Raw genomic sequence first — 22,786 nt, forward strand, 5'->3', positions numbered from 1 at the left:
GAACCACACATCGCATGAGCTTCGACCTCTCCCCCACGTCCAGGCCCAGCGGCCTCGCCGAGCTCCGCGCCGCCTACACGCGCGAGCGCGCGAACCTCGATCGCACCGTGCCGAGCGGCCCCACGCCGGCCGCGGATCCCGCCGCGCTCGGGGTCGCCCTCGGGCGGCGCCACGCGCGCCTGCTCGACGACCTCCTGGTCCGCCTCTTCCAGCTGCTGCGCGAGTCCGGCACCCCGAGCCGCGCGGCGTGGGACTCGGTCGCGATCGCCGGGGTCGGCGGCTACGGCCGCGGCGCCGTCGCGCTGCGGAGCGACCTCGACGTGCGCATCCTCGCGCGCGACGCCCAGCGCGCCGGCGCCATCGCGGACGCGCTGCTCTACCCGCTCTGGGACATGGGGGTCACCGTTGGGCACCAGGTCGTCACCATCGACGACCTCGTCGAGGGGGCGCGCGAGGACCTGCCGACCGCGACGAGCCTGCTCGACTGGCGCCACGTCGTCGGCGACGCGTCGCTGTCCGAGTCGCTCTGGCAGCGCGCTGCCGCGGGCATCTTCGCGCACTCGGAGCTGCCCCGCTTCATCGAGCGGCTCGGCAAGGAGATCTCGCAGCGCCACGAGCGCTTCGGCGGCTCGGTCTACCTGCTCGAGCCCGACGTAAAGAACGGCGCGGGCGGGCTGCGCGACCTCGACGTCGCCCGCTGGGCGGCGAAGGCGCGCTACGGCGTCGGCGAGTTCGACGCGCTGGTCCGCTTCGGCGCGCTCGTCGCCCGCGAGGCCGAGGAGATCCGCGGCGCGGCGGAGATGCTCTGGCGCGTCCGCAACCTCCTCCACGCCCACTCCGGGCGGCGGACCGATCGGCTCACGTTCGACGAGCAGGAGCTGTGCGCGGGCGCGCTCGGCTACAGCAAGGCCGCGGGGCCGGCGGGGCCTGCCAGCGACGGCCAGAAGGCCGCGCCGTCGCCCGACGAGCCCGCCGTCTCGCCCGAGGCGATCGAGCGCATGATGAGCGACTACTACCGGAGCGCGCGGACCATCTCGCGCGCCCTGGACGTCATCGTCTCGCGCGCCACGCCGACGCTCACGCGGCGCCGCCGCCGCGACGAGGACCTCGGCCGCGGCGTCCGCCTCTTCGACGGCTGCATCACGATGAGCGATCCGGATCTGCTCCGGACCGATCCGGCGATCGCGCTGCGGCTCGTCTCCGAGGCCGTCGAGCGCGGCGTCCCGCTCCTGCCCTACGCCCGCGGGGCGATCGTCCGCGCCGCCGGCGATCCGGCGTTCTGCGCGGCGCTCCGCGAGAGCCCCGAGGCCGCCGAGCGGTTCCGGGCCCTCGTCGCCACGTGCAAGGAGACGGCGCTGCAGAGCGGCTCGGTCGTGCGCGAGCTGCACGACCTCGGCCTCCTGCTCGCCATGATCCCCGAGTTCTTGCCGGTCGTCGGGCGCGTCCACCACGACGTCTACCACGTGTACACCGTCGACGTGCACTCGGTGGCCGCGGTCGATCGGCTCGCGGCGCTCGCGCGCGGCGAGCTCGCGGGCGAGTTCGGCCTCCCGTGCCGCCTCGCCGCCGAGGCGACGCGGCCGACGATGCTGTTCTTCGCGACGCTCCTGCACGACGTGGGCAAGGCGATCGGCGGCACCGATCACAGCCGGCGCGGCGCGGAGATGGCGAGGAAGATCCTGGAGCGGCTCGGCTTCCCGCCGGAGGACGTCGACGAGGCGTGTCACCTCATCCTGAAGCACCTCGTGATGTACCTCATCGCGACGCGGCGCGATCTCGACGACCCCGCGACGATCTCGGAGTTCTGCCAGGAGGTGCACGGCCGCGAGGGGCTGCGCGACCTGTACCTGCTCACGGTCGCCGATCTGTCGACCACGAGCCCCACGTCGATGACGTCGTGGAAGGCGCGGATGCTCGACGAGCTGTACCTCTCCGCGGACGCGGCCCTGCGCGGCGCGCGGGAGGACGGCGGGCCGCTCGGCATCGACGACCAGCGCATGGCCCGCGCGATCAGCGGCACGGTGGGCGCCCTCGAGGATCTCCCCGCCGCGAACGACGCGGAGCGGCGCGCGCAGCGGGACTTCCTGGCCCGCTACCTCGCCTCGATGCCGGAGCGCTACCTCCTCGCGAACAGCCCGGCCGCGATCGCCGCGCACGCCGAGCTCGCGCGGCAGCAGCAGCGCGGCGGGAACAGCGTGTCGGTCGCGCTCGTGCCGTCGCGCCACCCGGAGGCCGCGGAGCTCTGCGTCGTCGCGCCGGATCGCCCCGGCCTGCTCGCGGCGATCACGGCGGCGCTCGCCGCCTCGCGCCTCGAGGTCCACGGCGCGCAGATCCACTCGCGCGCGTGCGACGACGCGGGCGCCGACGAGGGCGGGGTCATCCGCGCGAGGGCGAGCTCGTCTCCGCCCGCGGGCGTGCGCCTGCAGGCGGTCGACCTGTTCTGGGTGCGCGACCGCGGCGAGGGGGTAGGGGGGGTCGCCCGCGCGATCCCGAAGCTCATGACCGACATCCAGGCGGTGCTCTCGCGCCAGATCTCCGGCGCGGAGCTGGCCAAGAAGCGGCGGGGCGGCGCGATGCGCGAGCGCCCGACGCCGAAGGTCCGGACGCAGATCTCCATCGACGACCGCGCCTCCCACCACACGGTGATCGAGGTCCTCACGCGGGATCGGCCCGGCCTGCTGTTCGCGATCTCGGACGCGCTCTACCAGCTCGGCCTCTCGATCTCGGTCGCGAAGATCAACACGGAGGGGACGCGCGTGGCGGACGTGTTCTATGTGAGCGAGGCGGACGGGGCGAAGCTCGCGAACGGCAAGCGGATGCAAGAGGTCGAGGAGCGGCTCCATGCGGTGCTCCAGGGCCTGGACGGCGAAGGGAGTGTCGGATGAACGAGATGTGGTTCTCGCGCGCGGCGTCCGCGCGGCAGGTCATGGCGGTCGTGGCGCTCGCGGCGGGCGTCGCGGCGTGCGCCCTTTCGTGTGGTGGAGCTCAGGAGCCCCCGCGCGAGCAGCTCTCCGCCGATCCCCCGGAGGGCAGCGACGAGGCGACCTCGAAGGGCGCGTCGTCCACGGCGCTGGATCGGGGCATCGCCTACATCAAGAACGAGAAGTACGAGGAGGCGAAGCAGCACCTCCTCCAGGCGATCGAGCACGCGCCGGGCAGCGCTGAGGCGCACTACTACCTCGGGCTCGCGCGCGAGAAGACGAACGACCGCGCCGGCGCCGAGGCGTCGTACAAGAAGGCGCTCGCGAGCGACCCGAAGCTCGAGGCCGCCGCGCTGAACCTGGCGGCGCTCTACCTGGACGAGCCCCCGCGGCCCGACGAGGCGATCGCCGTGCTCTCGAAGGCGCTCGAGCAGGCGCCGGGCCGGGCCGCGCTCCACCAGAACCTCGGCTACGCGTACGGCCTGAAGCGCGACGTCCCGAACGCGAGCAAGCACTACGAGGCGGCGCTCAAGGCCGAGGACACGGCCGCCACGCGCTTCGCCTACGGCGCGATGCTGTTCGAGGCGAAGGAGCTCGACCGGGCGGCGGCCGAGCTCAAGAAGGCGCTCGCCGCGACGGGCGACGACGTGGCGACGATCGCGACGATCGGGCGGATGCTCGGGCCGGCGAAGGCCTACGCCGACTGCGTGGCGGCCTTCGACCGCGCCATCAAGCTGAAGCCGGAGGCCGAGTTCCACGTGCGCCGCGGGACGTGCCGCCACGAGCTCGGCGACGAGCCGGGGGCGCGCGCGGACTACCAGGCGGCGATCAAGGTCGAGCCGCGGTTCGCGGCCGCGCACTACTACCTCGGCCTGTCGTTCCTGGCCGATCACAAGCCCCAGAGCGCGCTCGCGGCGCTCACGGAGGCCGGGAAGCACGGCGGCGACACCGAGATCGGCAAGCGCGCCCGCGCGAAGGTCAAGGAGCTCAGCGCCCGGATCAAGTAGGAGCGCTGGTCGCGGGTGGGCGTCGGCCCGGCGCCCGCCCGCGAGCCGGCGCCGGGCGGACGCGGGCGAGCGTCGGCCCGGCGGGCCGCCCGCGGCAGCTCACGCGCCGAGCAGCGCGATGATCCTGTCCAGCTCGTCGAGCGAGCCGTAGGTGATGCCGAGCTCGCCGCGGCCGCCCTCGTCGCGCACCTCGACCCGGGTCCCGAGCCGCCGCATGAGGCGCGCCTCCAGGTCCTTGATCGCCGGCGACTTCCCCCCGCGCTTCTTCTCGCCGGGCTCCTCGCCGCCTTCGGTCGACCGGCTCTCCTTCTCCTTCGCCGCCTTGATCAGCGCCTCGACCTTGCGGACCGGGAGCTTGCCGTGGACGGTCCGCTCGGCGACGTCGGCCATCACCTTGTCGCTCGGCGCCCCGAGCAGCGCGCGCGCGTGGCCCTCGCTGAGCTCGCGCGAGATCACCATGGTGCGGATCCGCGGGGGCAGCCGGAGGAGCCGGAGCGAGTTGACGATCGTCGTGCGGTCCTTGCCGACGCGCTCCGCGAGGGTCTGGTGCGTGTAGCTGTGCTCGCGCAGCAGCCGATCGAACGCCTCGGCGATCTCGATCGGGTTGAGGTCGGCCCGCTGCACGTTCTCGACGAGCGCCAGCTCGAACGCCTCCTTGGGCGAGACGTCCTTGACGACGACGAGCACCTCCCGGAGCCCCGCGCGCTGCGCGGCGCGCCACCGCCGCTCGCCCGCGATGAGCTCGAAGCTGTCGTTGCCGGACTGCGTCCTGCGCACGATGAGCGGCTCGATGAGCCCGTGCTCGCGGATGCTCCCGGTGAGCTCCTCCAGCTCGGTCTCGTCGAAGTGCTGCCGCGGCTGCCCCTTCTGCGGGACGATCTTCTCGATCGCGCACACGAAGACGCTGCGCCCCTCGGCCGCCGTCGCTGTCGCCGGCGGCGGCGCCGGGAGCAGGGCGTCGAGCCCCCGTCCGAGCGCGCGCCGCGCCCCTTTCTGATCGGCATTCATGATCTGGGTCGCGCGTCCCTCGCGCGCGCTCCGGTGTTGGGCGAGGCCTCGGCCTGCGGCTCCGCCTCGGCGTCGTCCCCGCGCTGCCTCTTCTTCGCGTCCGCCGCGGCGGCGGGCGCGCCGTCCAGGATCTCGGCCGCGAGGCTCAGGTAGCCCTGCGCCCCCTTCGACTGCGCGTCGTAGAGCAGCGCCGGCTTGCCGTGGGACGGCGCCTCGCTGAGCTTCACGTTGCGCGGGATGATCGCGTCGAAGACGCGGAAGTGCGCCTTCACCGAGTCGGCGACCTGGTGGGTGAGCGAGTTGCGCCCGTCGAACATCGTGAGGACGACGCCCTCGACCGTGAGCTCCGGGTTGAAGGCGCTCCGCACCCTGTCGATCGTCGCCATGAGGTGCGTCAGCCCCTCGAGCGCGTAGTACTCGCACTGGAGCGGCACGAGCACCCGGTGCGCCGCGGTGAGCGCGTTGAGCGTCAGTAGCCCCAGCGAGGGCGGGCAGTCGAGGACGACGAAGGCGTACCCGTCGAGGTGCGGGCGCAGCGCGTGGCGCAGGCGCACCGCGCGATCGTCCGCGTCGACCAGCTCGAGCTCGGCCGCGACGAGGTCCTGGGTCGCGGGCACCACGTCGAGCAGCGGCACCTCGGTGGCGACGATCGCCTCCTTCAGCGTCGCTTGCCCGATCAGGACGTCGTAGAGCGACAGCTCGAAGCTCCCGCGCCGCACGCCGACGCCGCTCGACGCGTTCCCTTGCGGATCGCAGTCGACGAGCAGCGTCCGGTGCTCCGCCGCGGCGAAGCTCGCGGCCAGGTTGACCGACGTCGTGGTCTTGCCGACGCCCCCCTTCTGGTTGGCGACGGCAAAGACGACAGGCGAAGGCTTGGAGGCGGCGCCGGGCTTGCCGGGAGCGCCCCCCTCTTTGGGCGGTGGCGGCGATGGCATCGTGCTGTGTCGCGTCCGACCCGGCTGCTTACACGACCCCTATCGGCACGTCGAGAGAAGCCGGGTGTCTCGGCTGCAGGTTCGACCGGACGCGCGGGAACGGTCCCGCCCAGGAAGCGATCGACCGACCCGCGGCGGCCTCCCCGCCCGCCGCGCTCCCCTGGCGCTCCCACCGCCAGATCGCCCGAACCCTCGCCGTGGGCTGGCCCTCCGCGCGCCGGATTGTTGGCCTGAACGGCGAGGCCATCTACAGTGACCCACATGTCGCTTGATGTAGGCAAGGGTAAGCGAACGACGGGGCCGTCGACCCGCGGGCGCGCCTCGAGGCGGGGCCATGGCTTCGGCCTCGGAGGGGCGCTGCTGGCTTGCGGCGACGCCGCCCCGATCGATCGCGTCCTTGCCCGCGCGTTCTGGTGCGACGGGCGCGAGCCTGCCTTGCTCGCTCCTGCGCAGGTCCTCGTGCTTTCGCCTTCGCTTCAACGCAGGTCGGCGATCGGTTCCGCTCCGCCGTCCGCCCTCGACGCGCGTCGAGGGCCGGCGCTGACCGCCCTTGATCCACGGACGTGACGCCCAGCTTCGCCGAGCAGACCGACGCCCCGACGTCGCCTCGGCACATGTGAGGAGGACAGATGCCGCTTCCCAGGTCGTATCAGAACTTCGCCGAGTTCGAGCGGGAGATTCTTCGCCCGAGCCGCGTGGGCTTCTCGCTCGAGGACATCGTCGAGGACGAAGGATCCTTCGACGCTGAGCTCGATTTCGAGAAGGATCCCTTCGACGTCTCGGACGACGACTGAGCGCGACGGCGCGGCGCGGACGAGCCCCTTCGGCTCCCCGCGCGCGCCCGCGCTGCATCGCCGCGCGGCGCGGCGATGCACATCAGCTTGCACGATCCCTCCCGGGATCCCGAGCCCCGGCGGCCGCCTCTCCGCCGGGGCTCCTTTTTTTAAAGCAGCGTCCTGTCGGTCGTCTTGACCCCCCCGGCGACGCGTGGCACGAGTGCCGCCCTTCGAAAAGAACGCCATGCAAGTCAACGTCGAAAAGCTTTCTCCCGTGCTGATGGAGTTTCAGGTGGAGGTCCCCGCGGACCGCGTCCGGAGCGAGGTCGACAAGGCCTATACGGCGCTCCAGCGGACGGCCCGGGTCCGGGGCTACCGGCCTGGCAAGGCGCCGCGCCAGGTGCTCGCGCACCTCTACGGCGGCCGCATCCACGCCGATGTCGCCCAGCGGCTCGTCGACGCCACGCTGAACCAGGCGCTCGCCGACAAGCAGGTGCAGCCGCTGTCCCAGCCGGCGATCGCGCCCACCGAGCTCCGCCCCGATGACAACTTCTCCTACAAGGCCCGGTTCGAGGTCCGCCCCGACATCGCCGAGGTGAAGTGGGAGGGCTTCGAGGTGAAGCGCCCCTCGACCACGCCGACCGAGGAGATGATCGACGCCGAGATCACCGCCCTGCGCCGCGAGCACTCGACGCTGCAGGCGCCGGAGCCGGAGCGCCCCGCCGCGAAGGGGGACCTGGCGACGATCTCGTTCACGCTGGAGATCGGCGGCGCCCTGCGCGACACGAAGGCGCAGGAGATCGAGACCGAGCTCGGCAGCGGGCAGATCTTCAAGGAGATCGAGGACGCCCTCCACGGGATGACGCCCGGGCAGTCGAAGGACGTGCCGGTGACGTTCTCCGAGCAGCACTCGAACGCGGACCTCCGGGGCAAGGAGGCGATCTTCCACATCACGCTGAAGGACGTCCGGGAGCGCATCTTCCCCGAGGTCGACGACGAGTTCGCGAAGGACTGCGGCGAGGAGAGCCTCCCCGCGCTGCGCGAGTCGGTCCGCAAGAAGATCGAGAAGGATCTGACGCAGCGGGCGAGCGACGCGGTCGCCGAGCAGCTCGTGGTCGAGCTCTGCAAGGCGAACCCGATCCCGGTCCCGCCGTCGCTCGTCGATCAGCAGGCGCAGCTCGCCGAGCGCGAGCTGCTCGCGACGGCGCGCCGCCAGGGGCAGCGCGTCGATCCGACGCCGGAGTTCCGCGCCCGCGTGCGGCTCGACGCCGAGATGAAGGTGCGCGCGGGCCTGGTCATGGCCGAGATCGCGAAGGCGAAGGCGGTCAGGATCACCGAGGCCGACCTCGAGAAGGGCTACGAGGAGCTCGCCGAGCAGACGGGCAAGAACGTCGCGAAGATCAAGGCCGAGTACCGCGAGCCCCAGAAGCGCGAGCTCTTCGCCGGGATGATCCTCGAGGACAAGATCCTCGACATCATCGAGGCCGCGGCGAACGTCACGGACGCGGGCTAGCCGCGGCCGAGCGCTGGCCGACCTGCCGCGACCCGCGCTGATCGTCCGGGTCGCGGCGCCCTCACCGAACGGCATCGGGTGCGTCCATCGCGCTCTGTGCGTCGATGCGCGTCGACGCGCATCGACGCACAGAACGCGCGACGCACCGTCGCGCGTTCCGTGCGTTGCCCGGCGAGCGGCCGAGATTTCCGGTAACCTCGGGCGCGTTCGGTCTTGCGATCGGACGCAGTCTGGCCCAGGAGTAGAGACCCTGCCGCGCGGCAGGAAACCCCCCGGAGCACCGGATGACCCGACGAGTCGAAACCCGCACCCAAGCCATCGAGTTTCTCGAACGCGAGAAGGCCTACATCCTCCCGACGGTCACGGAGGTGACCCACCGCGGCGAGCGGGAGTGGAACATCTTCAGCCGCCTCCTCAAGGATCGCATCGTCTTCATCGGCACGGAGATCGATGATTTCGTCGCGAACGCCGTGATCGCGCAGTTCCTCTTCCTGGAGAGCGAGGATCCCGAGAAGGAGATCCAGGTCTACATCAACAGCCCGGGCGGCGTGGTCACGTCGGGCCTCGCGATGTACGACACGATGCAGTACGTGCGTTGCCCCGTGTCGACGATGTGCATCGGTCAGGCCGCGTCGATGGGCGCCGTGCTGCTCAGCGCGGGCCGCAAGGGCCGGCGCTTCGCGCTGCCGCACGCGCGGATGATGATCCACCAGCCGCTCGGCGGCGCGCGGGGCCAGGCGACGGACATCGAGATCCAGGCGCGCGAGATCAAGAAGATCAAGGAGACGCTGATCGACATCCTCGTCGACGCGACCGGCAAGAACCGGGACGAGCTGGCGAAGGACATCGAGCGCGACTTCTACCTGAGCGCGACGCAGGCCAAGGAGTACGGCCTGATCGACGAGGTCTTCCCGAAGCGGAACAAGTAGGTGCCTGCGCCCCCTCGGCTGGCGGGCGTGCTGGGACGGAGGGGCGGCGCGGAGCCGCGTCGAACCGCGGCGCCACGTCGGGCCGCGCGGCGGCTTCGCGCCGCGCTACAGCGTCGCGACGTACGCAGCGCGCGGGCTCGTGGCGCCCGGCGGCGCCCGGCGCGCCGCGGTGCGCTCGCTCGATCCGCTGCTCCTCCCGTGGCGCGCGATCTCATCAGCGGCCCGCGCCGGGGCGCCATCGGGCGATTCCCTGACTTCGGCCACAGGCTGGAGACCACCCCCGTTAGCTTGCGACGGTACGGGCACCGGACTAGAATCCGAGCGCGGCGTTTGGCTGCGCATCGCTGAAAATACAGGGGACGGTGGAAGCCGTCCCCGTCCCAAGTTGGCGGGGCCGCGACGGCGGAACCCCACCTCTCGTTGAAGCGGCAGCGTCGGCAGACCGCACTGAGGGTCGAAGTGGAGCGAAGGCGGGACGATCACTCGAATGGCAATCTAAGCTGCTCTTTCTGCGGCAAATCGCAGAAAGAGGTGAAGAAGCTCATCGCGGGCCCCACGGTGTACATCTGTGATGAGTGCATCGGGCTCTGCAATGACATCATCGCGGAGGAGGTCGAGAAGGACGAGCCGTACGCGGGGTCGACCCCGGTGCCCAAGCCCGCCGACATCAAAGCGACGTTGGATGAGTACGTCGTCGGCCAGAACCGCGCCAAGAAGATCCTCGCTGTGGCGGTGCACAACCACTACAAGCGCATCGACAGCCGGGTCTCCTCGGACGACGTGGAGCTGTCCAAGTCGAACATCCTCCTGCTCGGCCCGACGGGCTCCGGCAAGACGCTCCTCGCGCAGACGCTCGCCAAGATCATCAACGTCCCCTTCGCGATCGCGGACGCGACGACGCTGACCGAGGCCGGCTACGTGGGCGAGGACGTCGAGAACATCATCGTCCAGCTCCTGCAGAACGCGGATCACGACGTCGAGCGCGCGCAGCGCGGCATCGTCTACATCGACGAGATCGACAAGATCAGCAGGAAGAGCGACAACCCCAGCATCACGCGCGACGTCTCCGGCGAGGGCGTGCAGCAGGCGCTGCTCAAGATCATCGAGGGGACGATCGCCAACGTCCCCCCGAAGGGCGGCCGCAAGCACCCGCAGCAGGATTTCCTGCAGGTCGACACGACCAACATCCTGTTCATCTGCGGCGGCGCGTTCGTCGGGCTCGACCAGATCATCCAGCGGCGCATTGGCCAGAACACCCTCGGGTTCGGCGCGGACATCAAGGCGAAGAAGGACTTCAAGCTGGGCGACCTGCTCAGCGTCGTCCAGCCGGAGGACCTCCTCAAGTTCGGGCTCATCCCGGAGTTCATCGGGCGCTTGCCGGTCGTCGCGACGCTCCACGAGCTCAACGAGGAGGCGCTCATCGACATCCTCACGAAGCCGAAGAACAGCCTGGTCAAGCAGTACCAGAAGCTCTTCGAGATGGACGGGGTGAAGGTCAAGTTCACCCGGGGCGCGCTCGTGGCGGTGGCCCGCCAGGCCCTCGAGAGGAACAGCGGCGCCCGCGGCCTGCGCGCCATCCTCGAGTCGGCGATGCTCGACATCATGTACGACGTCCCGTCCCGCACCGGGATCAAGGAGGTCGTCGTCAGCGAGGACGTGATCGTCAAGCACGAGCCGCCGCTCATCGTGTACACGAAGGAGGCGGAACTCGCGTAGCGCTTTCCCCGGGGGGTCGTGGGCCAGGGCGCGCGGCGCGAGCCCGCGCCGCGGTCACCGCGATGAAGGGCGCGCGCGCAGCGCGCCTTCGCCCCCCAGAGCCCCTTGAGCACGCCGGCCCCGCGCGCGTCCCCCGGGGATGCGGGCCGACCCGGCGGCGGATCAGCAGTAGACCAGGACACTCGTGACAACCGAGGCGGGGCTGCCCCGGCCTCCTGACACTCCCGGAAAGACGGCGGATGTTCTTCAAGAACGACAGTGATCGCGGCAAGAACGCACCCGAGCGCGGGATCGTCCCGTTGCTCCCGCTACGCGACATCATCGTCTTTCCACACATGGTCTCTCAGCTGTTCGTCGGCCGCGAGCGCAGCATCGCCGCGCTCGACGAGGCGATGAACCGCGGCAAGGAGATCTTCCTCGCCGCGCAGCGGAACGCGAAGACGAACGATCCGACGCCGGACGACATCTTCGGCGTCGGCTCGGTCGGCGCGATCATGCAGCTGCTCCGCCTGCCGGACGGGACGGTCAAGGTCCTCATCGAGGGCAAGCGCCGGGCGCGCATCCGCCGTTACGTCCAGAGCGATGCGTACTTCCTGGTCGAGTACGACGAGATCGTCGAGAGCTCGGTCGCGAGCGTCGAGGTCGAGGCGTTGATGCGCTCGGTCCAGTCGACGTTCGAGATGTACGTCAAGCTCAACAAGAAGATCCAGCCCGAGGTCTTGATGGCGGTGCAGGCCATCGACGAGGCCTCGCGGCTCGCCGACACCATCATCGCCAACCTGCCGACCATCAAGCTGACGGACCGGCAGGCGCTGCTCGAGATGGAGGAGCCGCAGAAGCGGCTAGAGCGTCTCATCGAGCTGATGCAGGCCGAGATCGAGATTCTCCAGGTGGAGAAGAAGATCCGGAGTCGCGTCAAGAAGCAGATGGAGAAGACGCAGAAGGAGTACTACCTCAACGAGCAGATGCAGGCCATCCAGAAGGAGCTGGGCGGCGGCGAGCGCGACGAGTTCAAGAACGAGATCCAGGAGATCGAGGAGGCCCTCAAGACCAAGCGGATGAGCAAGGAGGCCGCCGCGAAGGTCAAGAAGGAGCTCAAGAAGCTCAAGATGATGCACCCCACGAGCGCCGAGGCGACCGTGGTGCGCAATTACATCGACTGGATCCTCGAGCTCCCCTGGTACGACAAGAGCGAGGAGCGCTACGACCTCGTCGAGGCCGAGCGGATCCTCGATGAGGATCACTACGGGCTCAAGAAGATCAAGGAGCGGATCCTCGAGTACCTCGCGGTCCAGGCGCTGACGAAGAAGCTCAAGGGCCCGGTGCTCTGCTTCGTGGGCCCGCCCGGCGTCGGCAAGACGAGCCTGGCGAAGTCGATCGCGCGCGCGACGGGGCGCAAGTTCGTGAGGCTGTCGCTCGGCGGCGTGCGCGACGAGGCGGAGATCCGCGGCCACCGGCGCACGTACATCGGCGCGCTGCCTGGCAAGCTGATCCAGTCGCTCAAGAAGGTCGGGACGAACAACCCCGTCTTCCTGCTCGACGAGGTCGACAAGATGTCGACGGACTTCCGCGGGGATCCGGCGGCGGCGCTGCTCGAGGTGCTCGATCCGGAGCAGAACCACACCTTCAACGATCACTATCTGGACCTCGACTACGACCTCTCCGACGTGATGTTCATCACGACGGCGAACACGCTCTCTGGCATCCCGGTGCCGCTCCAGGATCGCATGGAGGTCATCCAGCTCTCGGGCTACACGGAGTTCGAGAAGCTGAACATCGCGGTGAAGTACCTCGTGCCCAGGCAGCGCAAGGAGTGCGGGCTGGAGGACGTGTCGCTCGACTTCACGGAGGGGGCGCTCCGGACGATCATCCACCACTACACGAAGGAGAGCGGCGTTCGCTCGCTGGAGCGCGAGATCGCGAGCGTGTGCCGCAAGGTGGCCCGGAAGGTCGTGTCGGACGGCAAGGACAAGCCGATCGAGGTCGTCGCGAAGAGCATCCCGAAGTACCTCGGGGTGCCCAAGTACCGGCTCGGCAGGCGCGAGGAGCGCGACGAGGTGGGGCTCGTGAACGGCCTGGCCGTGACCAACGTCGGCGGCGACCTGCTCCCGGCCGAGGCGACGGTGGTCCCGGGCAAGGGCAAGCTCGTGATCACCGGGCTGCTCGAGAAGGGCATGGAGGAGAGCGGGCACGCGGCGATGAGCTACGTGCGCTCGCGGCTCGATCGGCTCGGGCTCGAGGCGGACGTCTATCAAAAGGTCGACGTCCACATCCACTTCCCCGATTTCGTCCGGAAGGACGGGCCCAGCGCCGGCGTCACCATGGTGACCGCGCTCGTGAGCGCGCTGATGAAGGTGCCCGTCCGGCGGGATCTCGCGATGACGGGCGAGATCACCCTGCGCGGCCGCGTGATGCCGATCGGCGGGCTCAAGGAGAAGCTGCTCGCCGCGCACCGCGGGGGCATCAAGACCGTGATCCTGCCGAAGGAGAACCGGAAGGATCTCCGGGACGTGCCGCGGCGGGTGCTGAAGTCGCTGCGGCTGGTGCTCGTCGAGCACGTCGACGACGTGCTCCGGGAGGCGCTCATGCTGCCCGATCCCAACGCGGTCTTCGGGCCTCCGAAGGGCGTCCTGGAGTACCGGGACGGCGAGCTCGTCTCCGAGGAAGCGCCGGTCATGGCGCCGCCGGCCCCGGCGGGCGAGCCGACGCCGGCCGCGCCGCCCGCCGCCTGAGCGGCGCCGGGCGCTCGCGCGCCGCCCATCGCTCCAGCGTCGCGCGAGCGCGGCGCTGGACGGATAGACTGGCGGCGGGCGCCGAGACGCACTAGCTGGCGTCGCGATGATTCGACGCGCACTGATTTCGGTATCCGACAAGACGGGATTGCTCCCGCTGGCCAGGCGGCTCGCGGACAAGGGCGTGGAGCTCCTCTCGACCGGGGGGACGCAGCGGGCGCTGCAGGACGCGGGCGTGCCGGTCGTCGGCGTGGAGGCCTATACCGGCTCTCCCGAGGTGATGGATGGCCGGGTGAAGACGCTCCACCCGAGGGTGCACGGCGGCATCCTGATGCGCGGCGCGATCGACGACGAGGACCTCGCGCGGCTCGGGGGCGAGCCGATCGATCTCGTGATCTGCAACCTCTACCCCTTCGAGGCGACGGTCCGGAGGCCGGGCGTCTCGCACGCGGAGATCATCGAGAACATCGACATCGGCGGCCCGTCGATGGTGCGGAGCGCGGCCAAGAACCACGCGCGCGTGGCGGTGGTGGTCGACCCGGCCGACTACGAGGCCGTGCTCGCTGAGATCGACAGGGAAGGTGCGGTGTCGAGCTCCACCCGCCGCCGGCTCGCCACGAAGGCGTTCGCCCACACGGCGGCTTACGACGGGATGGTGGCCGGCTATCTCTCCTCGCTGCCCGAGGAGGGCGAGCCGAACGCCGCGGAGCGCGAGACGTATCCGCGCTTCCTGACGCTCGCCCTCGAGCGGGCCTATCCGCTCCGGTACGGCGAGAACCCGCACCAGTCGGGCGCTTTCTACCGCGAGCGGGGCGCGGCCGCGGGCTCGCTCGCGCTCTCGGAGTCGCTGGGCGCGGGCGGCAAGGAGCTCTCGTTCAACAACCTCGTCGACGTGGACGCGGCGTTCGAGGCAGTGCGGGAGTTCAGCGAGCCCGCGGCCGTCGTCGTGAAGCACACGAACCCGTGCGGCGTCGCGACAGGCAGCGACCTCGCGACCGCCTACCGGACGGCGCGCAACGCGGACGCCGTGAGCGCCTTTGGCGGGATCGTCGCGCTGAACCGCGAGGTCGACCGCGCGGCCGCCGAGGTGCTGGTCGAGACGTTCCTGGAGTGCGTGATCGCGCCCGCCTACGCGCCCGACGCGCTGGAGGTGCTCCGCACCAAGAAGAACCTGCGGGTGCTCGCGACTGGCGCGCTCCTGCCCGCGGACCATCGGGAGCTGACGTTCAAGCGCGTCGGCGGGGGGCTCGTGGTCCAGGACCGGGACGCGACCGCGGCCGGCGAGGTGCGCGGCGGCCGAGTCGCGACCAAGCGGGCGCCCACGGAGCGGGAGATCGAGGCGCTCGAGCTCGCCTGGCGCGTCTGCAAGCACGTGAAATCCAACGCGATCGTGCTCGCGGTGCCCGGGAGCACGGTCGGCGTGGGCGCCGGGCAGATGTCGCGGGTCGAGAGCGTGCGCATCGCCTGCAGCAAGGCGGGCGAGCGGGCCCGCGGGAGCGTCCTCGCGTCAGACGCGTACTTCCCGTTCCCGGACGGCTTGATGGTGGCCGCCGAGCACGGGATCACCGCTGTCGCGCAGCCCGGAGGCAGCGTGAAGGACCCGGAGGTCATCGCCGCCGCCGACGCGGCGGGGGTCGCGATGGTGCTGACCGGGACCCGGCACTTCCGTCACTGAGCCGGGCCCGGCGCGGCGCCAGAGCCGCGCGCGGCCCCGGCACGCCCCGGCGCGGCGCGCGGCCTGGCGCCGCGCCGGCCCGCCGCGCCCGGCGCGCCCTGGAGAGGCTCGCCATGAGGCGGAGGCGCGCTGCGCGCTCCTCCCGGGGGAAGCGTGTGCACCGCTCGCAGAAAAGTTGACCTTTGGTCCTTGACTGTGATGATGGTCAACGCTGCGCCTGGGCAAAGCGCTGTGCGCGGCGCGAAGGAGCTAGCTGTGGGCGGAATCAGCGAGACGTGCAGCGTGTGCGGGACCGGATTCGAGGTCCAGTTCCGGTACCAGATGGAGGAGAAGGACGGCGGGTTCTCCTTCTTCTGCTCGCAGAAATGCCTGGAAAATAGCCAGCTCGGCGGGGAAACCGGCGCCGCGCTCGCCACGTGCGACGCGTGCGCGAAGCGCTTCACCCCGGATCTCGTGTCGCAGGTGCTCTATGTGGCCGGGCGGCGGCACTACGCGTGCTCGCTGGGGTGCCGGACGCAGCTGATCCGTGAGTCGAAGGGGGTGCGCCTCGGCGACATCGCGGCAGCGGCCGCGGCGCCGGCGCCGGCGCCGGCGGAAGGGCTGCCGCCGACCCGTCGTGAGGCGCCGGCGGCCCGCGCCGCCGCGGATGCGGGCGAGCCGGCATCCCCGGAGCTGGCCGCAGCCTGGGCGAGCGCGCAGGGGGCGGTCGCGGCGCCGGCCGCTCCGGCCGCGTCTGCTGCGCGCCCGGCGGAGCCTCGCGGGCAGCAGGGCGCTGTCGCGGTGTCCCTGTCGCCGGCGGGGAGCGCGAAGCGGGCGGCGGCGCCGCCGCCGCCGCGCCCGGCCGGTGTGCCGCGGTATCTGGCCGTCTTCAACCACAAGGGCGGCACGGGCAAGACGACAACGGCCGTGAGCGTGGCGGCCGGGCTCGCGGCGCGCGACAAGCGGGTGCTCCTCGTCGACACCGACGCACAGGGGAACGTCTCCGTCTCGCTCGGCGCCGGCGCGGAGCGGTCGCTCTACCACGTGCTCGTGATGGGGCTCCGGGTCTCGGACGCGATCAAGACGGTTCGCCCGAACCTGGATCTCCTGCCTTCCAACGAGACGCTGGCCGCGGCCGAGCTCTATCTGGCGGGTCGCCAGAACCGGGATCGCGTGCTCTCGGATCGGCTCTCTGCCGCCGCTGTCGACTACGACTATGTAGTGCTCGACTGCTCGCCGAGCCTCTCGCTGATGAACCAGAACGCGCTCGTGTTCGCCGACAGCGTGCTCGTCCCGGTCGCGTGCGACTACCTGTCGCTCGTCGGCGTCCGGCAGGTGATCAAGACGGTGAAGAACGTGAACGCGCTGCTGCACCATCCGGTGCAGATCTGGGGCGTGCTTCCGACCTTCTTCGACGGTCGCGCGAAGATCGCGCGCGAGGCGGTGAGCACGATGAAACAGCACTTCGGGGAGCGCTGCCTCGCGCCGGTCCGCCAGGCGATCAAGGTCAAGGAGGCGCCCGCGCAGGGACAGACGATCTTCGAGTATGCGCCGGGGACTCCGGCGGCGGACGATTACCTCGCCGTGGTCGATCGCATCATCGAGAGCCGCGAGCGCGGCGTGGTCGGCTCCGAGGCAGGGGGGTCGTGGAGCACCGACCGGCCGGGCGCGGCGACGGAGCGGCCGGGCGCGGCGGCGGGTGCGTGAGCGGACCCGCGGACGCGGAGTCCCGCAGGACGAAGGGACCCGCTGACGCGGAGTCCCGCAGGACGAAGGGACCCGCTGACGCGGAGTCCCGCAGGACGAAGGGACCCGCGGACGCGGAGTCCCGCAGGATGAAGGGACCCGCTGACGCGGAGTCCCGGCCGGGGTTGGAGCGGGCAGGGAGCTGGAGGAAGCAATGAAGAGCGAAGGCGATCTCGGGGGCGCCGCGCGGGCGCTGCTCGATCGCGATGAGGTGGAAGGCGTTTTGTCCGGGGCATTCTATACGCCCACGGAAGGGCCCCGTTCGCGCGCGAAGAGCCGGCCAGCCGGGGTGGGCGCCGCGTCCGAGCCAGGTGCCGCGGCGGCGCCCGAGAGGCCGCAGCACTACAAGGTCATCTGCATCTCGATGTACACCGAGGATCTCGAGCGCCTGGACGAGATGGTCAGCGCGCTCAAAGGGCGCGGGATGACGAAGGCCAACCGGAGCGCGCTGATCCGGCACGCGCTCTCCCAGGTGGACCTCGACAAGATCCCGAAGGGGATATAAGTCAGATCGTCAGAGGGACCTCGACGAGGCCCCGGACGGAGTTACGTCAGCCTTTCCATCATCCGCCGCGGCGCCGCGGGAGTCCACGGACGGCCTCCAGCGGTGCCGGCGCTGATGGAACCTGCCCGGCTTCTTGCGACGGGCGAGCGCCGGAAAAGGCGGTACACAGGCGCCTGCGCTCGCTGTACCGTGGCGCAACGCGTCTTCGCTCCGCGGCGGCATCGTCGGCATGCGGCGTGCTATCGTCACTGTCGCCAGGGTCGAGGCCTACTACCGACGAGAGGGAACATGGACCAGAACTACGTAGGATACGGGAGCCGTTCTTCGGCGATCCGTGCCGGCGCCGATTCGCGCGAGCGCTTCATCGTGCGAACGTACAATCACCTGTTCGGGGCGATCGTTCTCTTCGCGGCGATCGAGTTCGCGCTCTTCAGGACCGGCGTCGCCTCGGTCATCGCCAGGGCGATGATGGGCACGAGCTGGCTGCTGGTGCTCGGGGCGTTCATGGTCGTGAGCTGGCTGGCCAGCCGCGCGGCGCACACCTCCGTGTCGAAGCCGGCGCAGTATGCCGCGCTGTTCGCCTACGTGCTCGCGCAGGCGATCCTCTTCGTGCCGCTCCTCTACATCGCGGACATGGTCGCTCCCGGCGCCATCCAGAGCGCCGGGCTCGCCACGATGGCCGGCTTCGCCGGGCTCACCGCGATCGCGTTCGTGACCCGCAAGGACTTCTCGTTCCTCGGCGCTCTGCTCCGCTGGGGCGGCATCTGCGCGATCCTCTGCATGGTGGCCGGCGCGGTGTTCGGCTTCCAGCTCGGCACGTTCTTCAGCGTCGCCATGGTCGCGTTCGCCGGCGCCGCGATCCTCTACGACACGTCGAACGTCCTGCACCACTTCCCCGAGGACCGGTACGTCGGCGCCGCGCTCGAGCTCTTCGCGTCCGTCGCCATGCTCTTCTGGTACATCCTCCGCCTCTTCATCAGCTCCCGCGATTGAGCGGGGCGCGCCCGCTTCGGATACGGGCCCACCTCGACGTTTTCGGTGCTCAGCGCACAGGAGTGCGCCTCCGCGCCGAAAACGCCGATCTGGGCCCGTCTCCTGTGCGGGCGCGACCCGCTCGCCGTCGTCGCAGGAGCGGGGGCGGGGGAGGAAGGGCGCTGCGGGGGGCGAAGAGGGAGGGCGTTTGCTGGCGCGGGAGGGGCGGGGGCGCTTGCGGGGGAGCTCACGCCGGGGTCTGATGCGGGCCGAGGTGGAGCTGTTGAGGAAAGCGTTGGCGTGGGGGCTGGTGGGGCTCGGAGCCGTTGCGACGGGGTGCCGGGGGCAGGACTCGGAGAAGAAGGCCGCGCCAGCCGCCGCCGGGAACGCCGCCGTCAACGTGAGCGGCGCGGCCGGCGTCGATCTGCTCGCGCAGCCGCTCTCGCTCCGGGGAATCAGCCTCGCAGGGGCAGAGTTCGCGGTCGACCCCTTCGGGAAGGGAACCCTGCCAGGGACCCCGGGGGTCCACTATGCCTATCCGGATCCCTCCTTTTCCAAGGGCTACACGTCCGCGGATTACTTCCTCGCAAAGGGGATGAATACCTTCCGGGTGCCGTTCCGCTGGGAGCGCCTCCAGCCCGCGCGCAACCAGCCGCTCAACGCCGCGGAGCTGAACCGGCTCAAGACCACCGTCAACAACCTGGTCGCGAAGGGCGCCTACGTGGTTCTCGATGTGCACAACTACGGTCGCTACGGAACGGGCGTCGTCGGCGCAGAGATCCCGGTCGCGGATTTCGCCGAGTTCTGGGGGCGGCTGGCCGTGGAGTTCAAGGGCAACGCGAGGGTCGTCTTCGCCCTGATGAACGAGCCGCACGACATGCCGACCGAGCAGTGGATCGAGGCGGCCAACGCCGCGATCGTCTCCATCCGCAGCGCCGGGGCGACGAACCTCATCATCGTCCCCGGCAACGGGTGGTCAGGGGCGCACAGCTTCGAGGCGACGTTCTACGGGACGTCGAACGCCGAGGCGCTGCTCAAGGTCGCCGACCCGAAGCACCACGTCGCATTCGAGGTCCACCAGCACCTCGACGACGACTCCTCGGGAAAATCGCCCGACTGCGTCAGCGAGACCGTCGGGGTGGAGCGCCTGAAGGTGTTCACGGCGTGGCTCCGGAAGCACGGGAAGAAGGGGTTCCTCGGCGAGTTCAGCGGCGGATCTGGCGCCGTATGCCTGAAGGCCATCGCCAACGTCGTGGTCTATCTCGAGCAGAACAACGACGTTTACGTGGGCTGGACCTACTGGGCCGCAGGGCCCTCCTGGAAGAGCTACTTCACGTCGCTCGAGCCGCGAGGCGGGGCCGACGCACCGCAGATGGCCTCGCTTCAGGCGCACCTGTCGGTGTCGGTCCGGTAGCGCGGATGCCCCGCCAGGGCCGATCGGCGGCGCCGCTCAGGAGCCGAGGAGGCCCTGCGCCGCTCGCACCAGCGTGAAGATCAGCAAGCCCGCGAGCGCGAGGACGCCCGCGAGCGCGAGGAGCAGCCCCGCGTAGAAGCGGGCGTCCGAGGGCAGCGCGCCGCCCTGGCTGCGCGCGGCGAGGTGCGCCCGCAAGAGGTCGAGGTTGCGCGCGTTCGCCTTGTAGGTCGCGTCGAACAGGTCGCCGACGAGGGGGACCGTGCCGATCAGCGTCTCGAGCCCCACGTTGAGCACCATGCGCAGCAACGTCGACGCGGGGAGACGGTAACGCGTCGCCGCGAGCACGATGTACACGGAGAGCCCGAAACCGATGAGATCACCGACGCCCGGGATCAGCCCGATCACCGCGTCGTAGCCGACCCGGTAACCCACGCCGGGGATGCGGATGGCGTTGTCCAGAAAGTGCCCGAGCGCGTTCAGGCGCTTCAGCCGCTCGTCCTCGAGGAGATCAACGGTCTTCAGCGTGGTGAGAGGTGTGACGGGCATGGCGGACCGTTCTCCGGGATCCGGGCGAGATGGCTCTCGTAGCGTACTCCGCGCCCCCTTCAACCGCGATGCCAGAGGTGCAGCGGGGTCGGCCGTCGCCCCGGTCGAGGCACTCAACCGGGGCATGTGCGTTGCTTGTGTCGATCGCCATGGCGACAGCAACGGTGAGGGGAGGCGCCCAGTGGCCCCGCTCTTCGGAGATGGTCATCCTGGGGCAGGCGGCAGGGCTCGGACTGGTGACGGGCATGCGTTCCATGCTGGGCGTGAGGATCCTCGCGTCCAGCGCCGAGCGCGGCGCGTTCGACGGGCAGCGCGGGAGCTTCTGGCGCGCGCTTCGCTCGCCCGCCGCGCAGCGCGTGATGAGCGTGCTCGCGGGCGGCGAGCTCCTGATGGACAAGCTGCCATCCGCGCCGAGCCGCCTCTCGAGAGGTCCGCTCAGCGGACGCCTCGTGATCGGGGCGCTGCTGGGCGCCGCCGTCGGTTCGCAGAGCCCCGAGAAGAACATGCGCGTCGCTGGCGCCGCGGTCGGCGCGGTCGCGGCCGCGGTGGGCGCCGTCATCGGGAATCGCGCCCGCGTGTGGCTGAACCGCGGGACCCGCGTTCCCGCCCCGGTCGGAGCGATGATCGAGGACGCCATCGCCTTCGGCCTGGGCGCGCTGGCGGCGCGACGCTAGCAGGGGGCATGCGCTCCACCAGCAGTGCCCGGAGAGAGCTTCCGACGCGCGCGCACGTCGCATCCTGCCACAGCGGGGCGCTGCTGCCGTTGCGGTCACGGCGCCGCGATCCATGCTGGCGCTTGCCATGCCGCTGAGGCCGCGCGCTCGCCGCCGCTCCGGACGGCGCGGAGCTCTGCTCGGCGTCGCCGGCGCGCTGCTCGGCGCCGCCGGCGCGCTGGGCGTCGCTCCCGCGCAGGCTCAGGGACGGTATGAGTCCGCGCTCCTCGGCGGGCGATCGGCGCTCCTGGGGAGCACGGGGGTGGTGCTGGGCGTCGACGGCGCCGCGCCCTTCCTGAACCCGGCCACGATCGTCCGCATCGAGGACCGGAACATCGCGTTCTCGTCGGCGTTCTTCCGCTACGCGCATCGAACGCTGGATTCGTGGCACCAGCCAGGCCCGGTCGACGCCGCCCGGTACGGGGAGCTCCGGCTCGACAAGACGACGGTGAGCGACCAGGGCCTGAGCACCTTGCCCGACGCGACCTGTTATTTCTTCGACCTGAGGAGCGGCGCGCGAGCGGGGGACGCGACGCGCGTGCCGGTCGGTCGCCACACCCTCGCTGCATGCCTCGCGAAGACGGAGCAGAACGAGTTCGGGTTCGACGCGCTCGGGTTCTCGGGGGAGTCCGCGTCGCGCCGCGTGAACCAGGCGCAGACGCTCCGCTACGAGTGGGGCCGCTACAGCGCCGGCCCCTCGTGGAGCTACAGCGCGACCGAACGCCTCGCGCTGGGCGTCTCGCTCTCCGTCGTGCGCACCCGCTACGCGAGCGAGCTCAGCGTCGCCAGCCTCGTTGAGGACACCGGGACGCGCTCGGCGAGCAGCGCGACGTACCAGGCGGCGCTGTCGGCGGACTCCTGGGATGTCCTCGCGCACCTCGGGGCCACGTACCGGCTGAATCGGGTGTTCTCGGCCGGGATCAGCCTGCGGACGCCGAGCGTCCATGTCTTCGATTCGCTGGACGCGAGCTACCAGGACACGCTCGCCGCCGAGACGGCGACCGTGCGCTACTGGGCCGGTGAGGGGGAGTTCGCGGCTCCCTCTCCGGCCCGCGTGGCCCTGGGCGCGAGCGCGGAGTGGAGCAGGCTGCGGCTGGAGCTGGACGGCTTCTTCTACATGGGCCAGCGCGAGTTCGCGCGGGTCGCCGCCGATCGGGAGGAGATCGCGATCGAGGGGGGAGCGGTGTCGAGCCGGCGGCAGAGCCGGCTCGACACCGTCGAGGCGTCGGCGCCCATCGTCAACGTGGGGCTCGGCGCCGAGCTGTTCCTCACGCGTGACCTCAGCCTGCTGGGCGGCGTCGTCTCCGATTTCAACGCGCTGTCCGGCGTGCGAGGGCCCGTGTCGGCGGAGTCGAAGCTCTTCCTCGAGCGGATGAGCGGCGTGCACGCGGCGCTCGGCATGGTGTCGTATACCCGGTACGGCGATCTCGTCTTCGGCGCGCGCTTCGATTACGCCGCGGGGCAGATGGCGGCGGTCAACGCCTTCACGTCCCCCGTGCGGCTGGACCCGATCGACTGCCGCGAGCTCGGCGCGACGCTGGTGCTCGCGGGGCGGATCAGCTTGCGCACCGTGGAGAAGGTGGCGCGCGACATCGGCGACGCCGTGGAGGGCTCGGCGCCCAGGCCCCCGGAGCAGAGCACGCCGAGGGAGCCGATGCGGGCGCCCGCGCAGGAGGACTGAGCCGCGAAACGTCTGCCC

Annotated in this window: 17 protein-coding genes; 14 read left to right on the forward strand and 3 right to left on the reverse strand. The window is 70.9% G+C overall.

What is annotated here, in order from left to right; translation table 11 throughout:
• The first annotated feature begins 14 nt into the window (after positions 1–14).
• Both WME85_RS18745 and WME85_RS18750 read left to right on the forward strand, forming a co-directional pair.
• The gene (locus tag WME85_RS18745; protein ID WP_437839989.1) at positions 15–2,885 is read left to right on the forward strand and encodes a bifunctional uridylyltransferase/uridylyl-removing protein GlnD; all 2,871 of its coding nucleotides are present in this window, start codon (positions 15–17) and stop codon (positions 2,883–2,885) included.
• The gene (locus tag WME85_RS18750; RefSeq protein WP_437839990.1) at positions 2,882–3,928 is read left to right on the forward strand and encodes a tetratricopeptide repeat protein; all 1,047 of its coding nucleotides are present in this window, start codon (positions 2,882–2,884) and stop codon (positions 3,926–3,928) included. The genes WME85_RS18745 and WME85_RS18750 overlap by 4 nt, the downstream gene beginning before the upstream one ends.
• A gap of 99 nt (positions 3,929–4,027) precedes the next feature.
• Here WME85_RS18750 and WME85_RS18755 read toward each other — a convergent pair whose 3' ends face one another.
• The gene (locus WME85_RS18755; protein WP_437839992.1) at positions 4,028–4,936 is read right to left on the reverse strand and encodes a ParB/RepB/Spo0J family partition protein; all 909 of its coding nucleotides are present in this window, start codon (positions 4,934–4,936) and stop codon (positions 4,028–4,030) included.
• Positions 4,933–5,871, reverse strand: coding sequence for a ParA family protein (locus WME85_RS18760; protein WP_437839993.1), 939 nt, complete (start codon positions 5,869–5,871; stop codon positions 4,933–4,935). The genes WME85_RS18755 and WME85_RS18760 overlap by 4 nt, the downstream gene beginning before the upstream one ends.
• A 629-nt stretch (positions 5,872–6,500) precedes the next feature.
• On the opposite strand from WME85_RS18760, the gene WME85_RS18765 reads away from it, so the two are divergent.
• From WME85_RS18765 to WME85_RS18810, 10 genes are all read left to right on the forward strand, one after another.
• Complete coding sequence (locus WME85_RS18765) at positions 6,501–6,665, forward strand: transcriptional regulator (RefSeq protein WP_433936287.1); 165 nt, start codon at positions 6,501–6,503, stop codon at positions 6,663–6,665.
• 226 nt (positions 6,666–6,891) lie between these two features.
• Positions 6,892–8,160: a trigger factor gene (gene tig / locus WME85_RS18770; protein ID WP_437839995.1), complete on the forward strand. Its 1,269-nt coding sequence runs from the start codon at positions 6,892–6,894 to the stop codon at positions 8,158–8,160.
• A gap of 284 nt (positions 8,161–8,444) precedes the next feature.
• The gene (locus tag WME85_RS18775; RefSeq protein WP_061626654.1) at positions 8,445–9,089 is read left to right on the forward strand and encodes an ATP-dependent Clp protease proteolytic subunit; all 645 of its coding nucleotides are present in this window, start codon (positions 8,445–8,447) and stop codon (positions 9,087–9,089) included.
• Between the two features lie 459 nt (positions 9,090–9,548).
• Positions 9,549–10,805, forward strand: a complete 1,257-nt coding sequence (gene clpX / locus WME85_RS18780) for an ATP-dependent Clp protease ATP-binding subunit ClpX (RefSeq protein WP_012235779.1) — start codon at positions 9,549–9,551, stop codon at positions 10,803–10,805.
• Positions 10,806–11,044: 239 nt separating this feature from the next.
• The gene (gene lon, locus WME85_RS18785) at positions 11,045–13,537 is read left to right on the forward strand and encodes an endopeptidase La (protein ID WP_437839996.1); all 2,493 of its coding nucleotides are present in this window, start codon (positions 11,045–11,047) and stop codon (positions 13,535–13,537) included.
• Positions 13,538–13,643: 106 nt separating this feature from the next.
• Positions 13,644–15,212: a bifunctional phosphoribosylaminoimidazolecarboxamide formyltransferase/IMP cyclohydrolase gene (gene purH / locus WME85_RS18790; protein WP_437839997.1), complete on the forward strand. Its 1,569-nt coding sequence runs from the start codon at positions 13,644–13,646 to the stop codon at positions 15,210–15,212.
• A 255-nt stretch (positions 15,213–15,467) separates the two neighbouring features.
• Positions 15,468–16,898, forward strand: coding sequence for an AAA family ATPase (locus WME85_RS18795; RefSeq protein WP_437839998.1), 1,431 nt, complete (start codon positions 15,468–15,470; stop codon positions 16,896–16,898).
• A gap of 193 nt (positions 16,899–17,091) precedes the next feature.
• On the forward strand, positions 17,092–17,442 hold the full coding sequence (locus tag WME85_RS18800; protein WP_437839999.1) for a hypothetical protein: 351 nt from the start codon (positions 17,092–17,094) through the stop codon (positions 17,440–17,442).
• A 288-nt stretch (positions 17,443–17,730) separates the two neighbouring features.
• Positions 17,731–18,435, forward strand: coding sequence for a Bax inhibitor-1/YccA family protein (locus WME85_RS18805; protein WP_437310724.1), 705 nt, complete (start codon positions 17,731–17,733; stop codon positions 18,433–18,435).
• 262 nt (positions 18,436–18,697) lie between these two features.
• A complete protein-coding gene (locus tag WME85_RS18810; RefSeq protein WP_437840001.1) occupies positions 18,698–19,828 on the forward strand; it encodes a glycoside hydrolase family 5 protein in 1,131 nt (376 codons plus the stop codon).
• A gap of 36 nt (positions 19,829–19,864) precedes the next feature.
• On the opposite strand, the gene WME85_RS18815 is transcribed toward WME85_RS18810, so the two are convergent.
• Positions 19,865–20,374, reverse strand: coding sequence for a DUF4112 domain-containing protein (locus WME85_RS18815; protein ID WP_437840002.1), 510 nt, complete (start codon positions 20,372–20,374; stop codon positions 19,865–19,867).
• A gap of 200 nt (positions 20,375–20,574) precedes the next feature.
• Here WME85_RS18815 and WME85_RS18820 point away from each other — a divergent pair, with 200 nt between their 5' ends.
• Both WME85_RS18820 and WME85_RS18825 read left to right on the forward strand, forming a co-directional pair.
• The gene (locus tag WME85_RS18820; protein ID WP_437842317.1) at positions 20,575–21,048 is read left to right on the forward strand and encodes a DUF4126 family protein; all 474 of its coding nucleotides are present in this window, start codon (positions 20,575–20,577) and stop codon (positions 21,046–21,048) included.
• A 112-nt stretch (positions 21,049–21,160) separates the two neighbouring features.
• Positions 21,161–22,768, forward strand: coding sequence for a hypothetical protein (locus tag WME85_RS18825; RefSeq protein WP_437840003.1), 1,608 nt, complete (start codon positions 21,161–21,163; stop codon positions 22,766–22,768).
• Positions 22,769–22,786 lie beyond the last annotated feature (18 nt).

Origin of the sequence: Sorangium sp. So ce1153 (assembly GCF_051521595.1) — a bacterium.
Classification (GTDB): domain Bacteria; phylum Myxococcota_A; class Polyangia; order Polyangiales; family Polyangiaceae; genus Sorangium.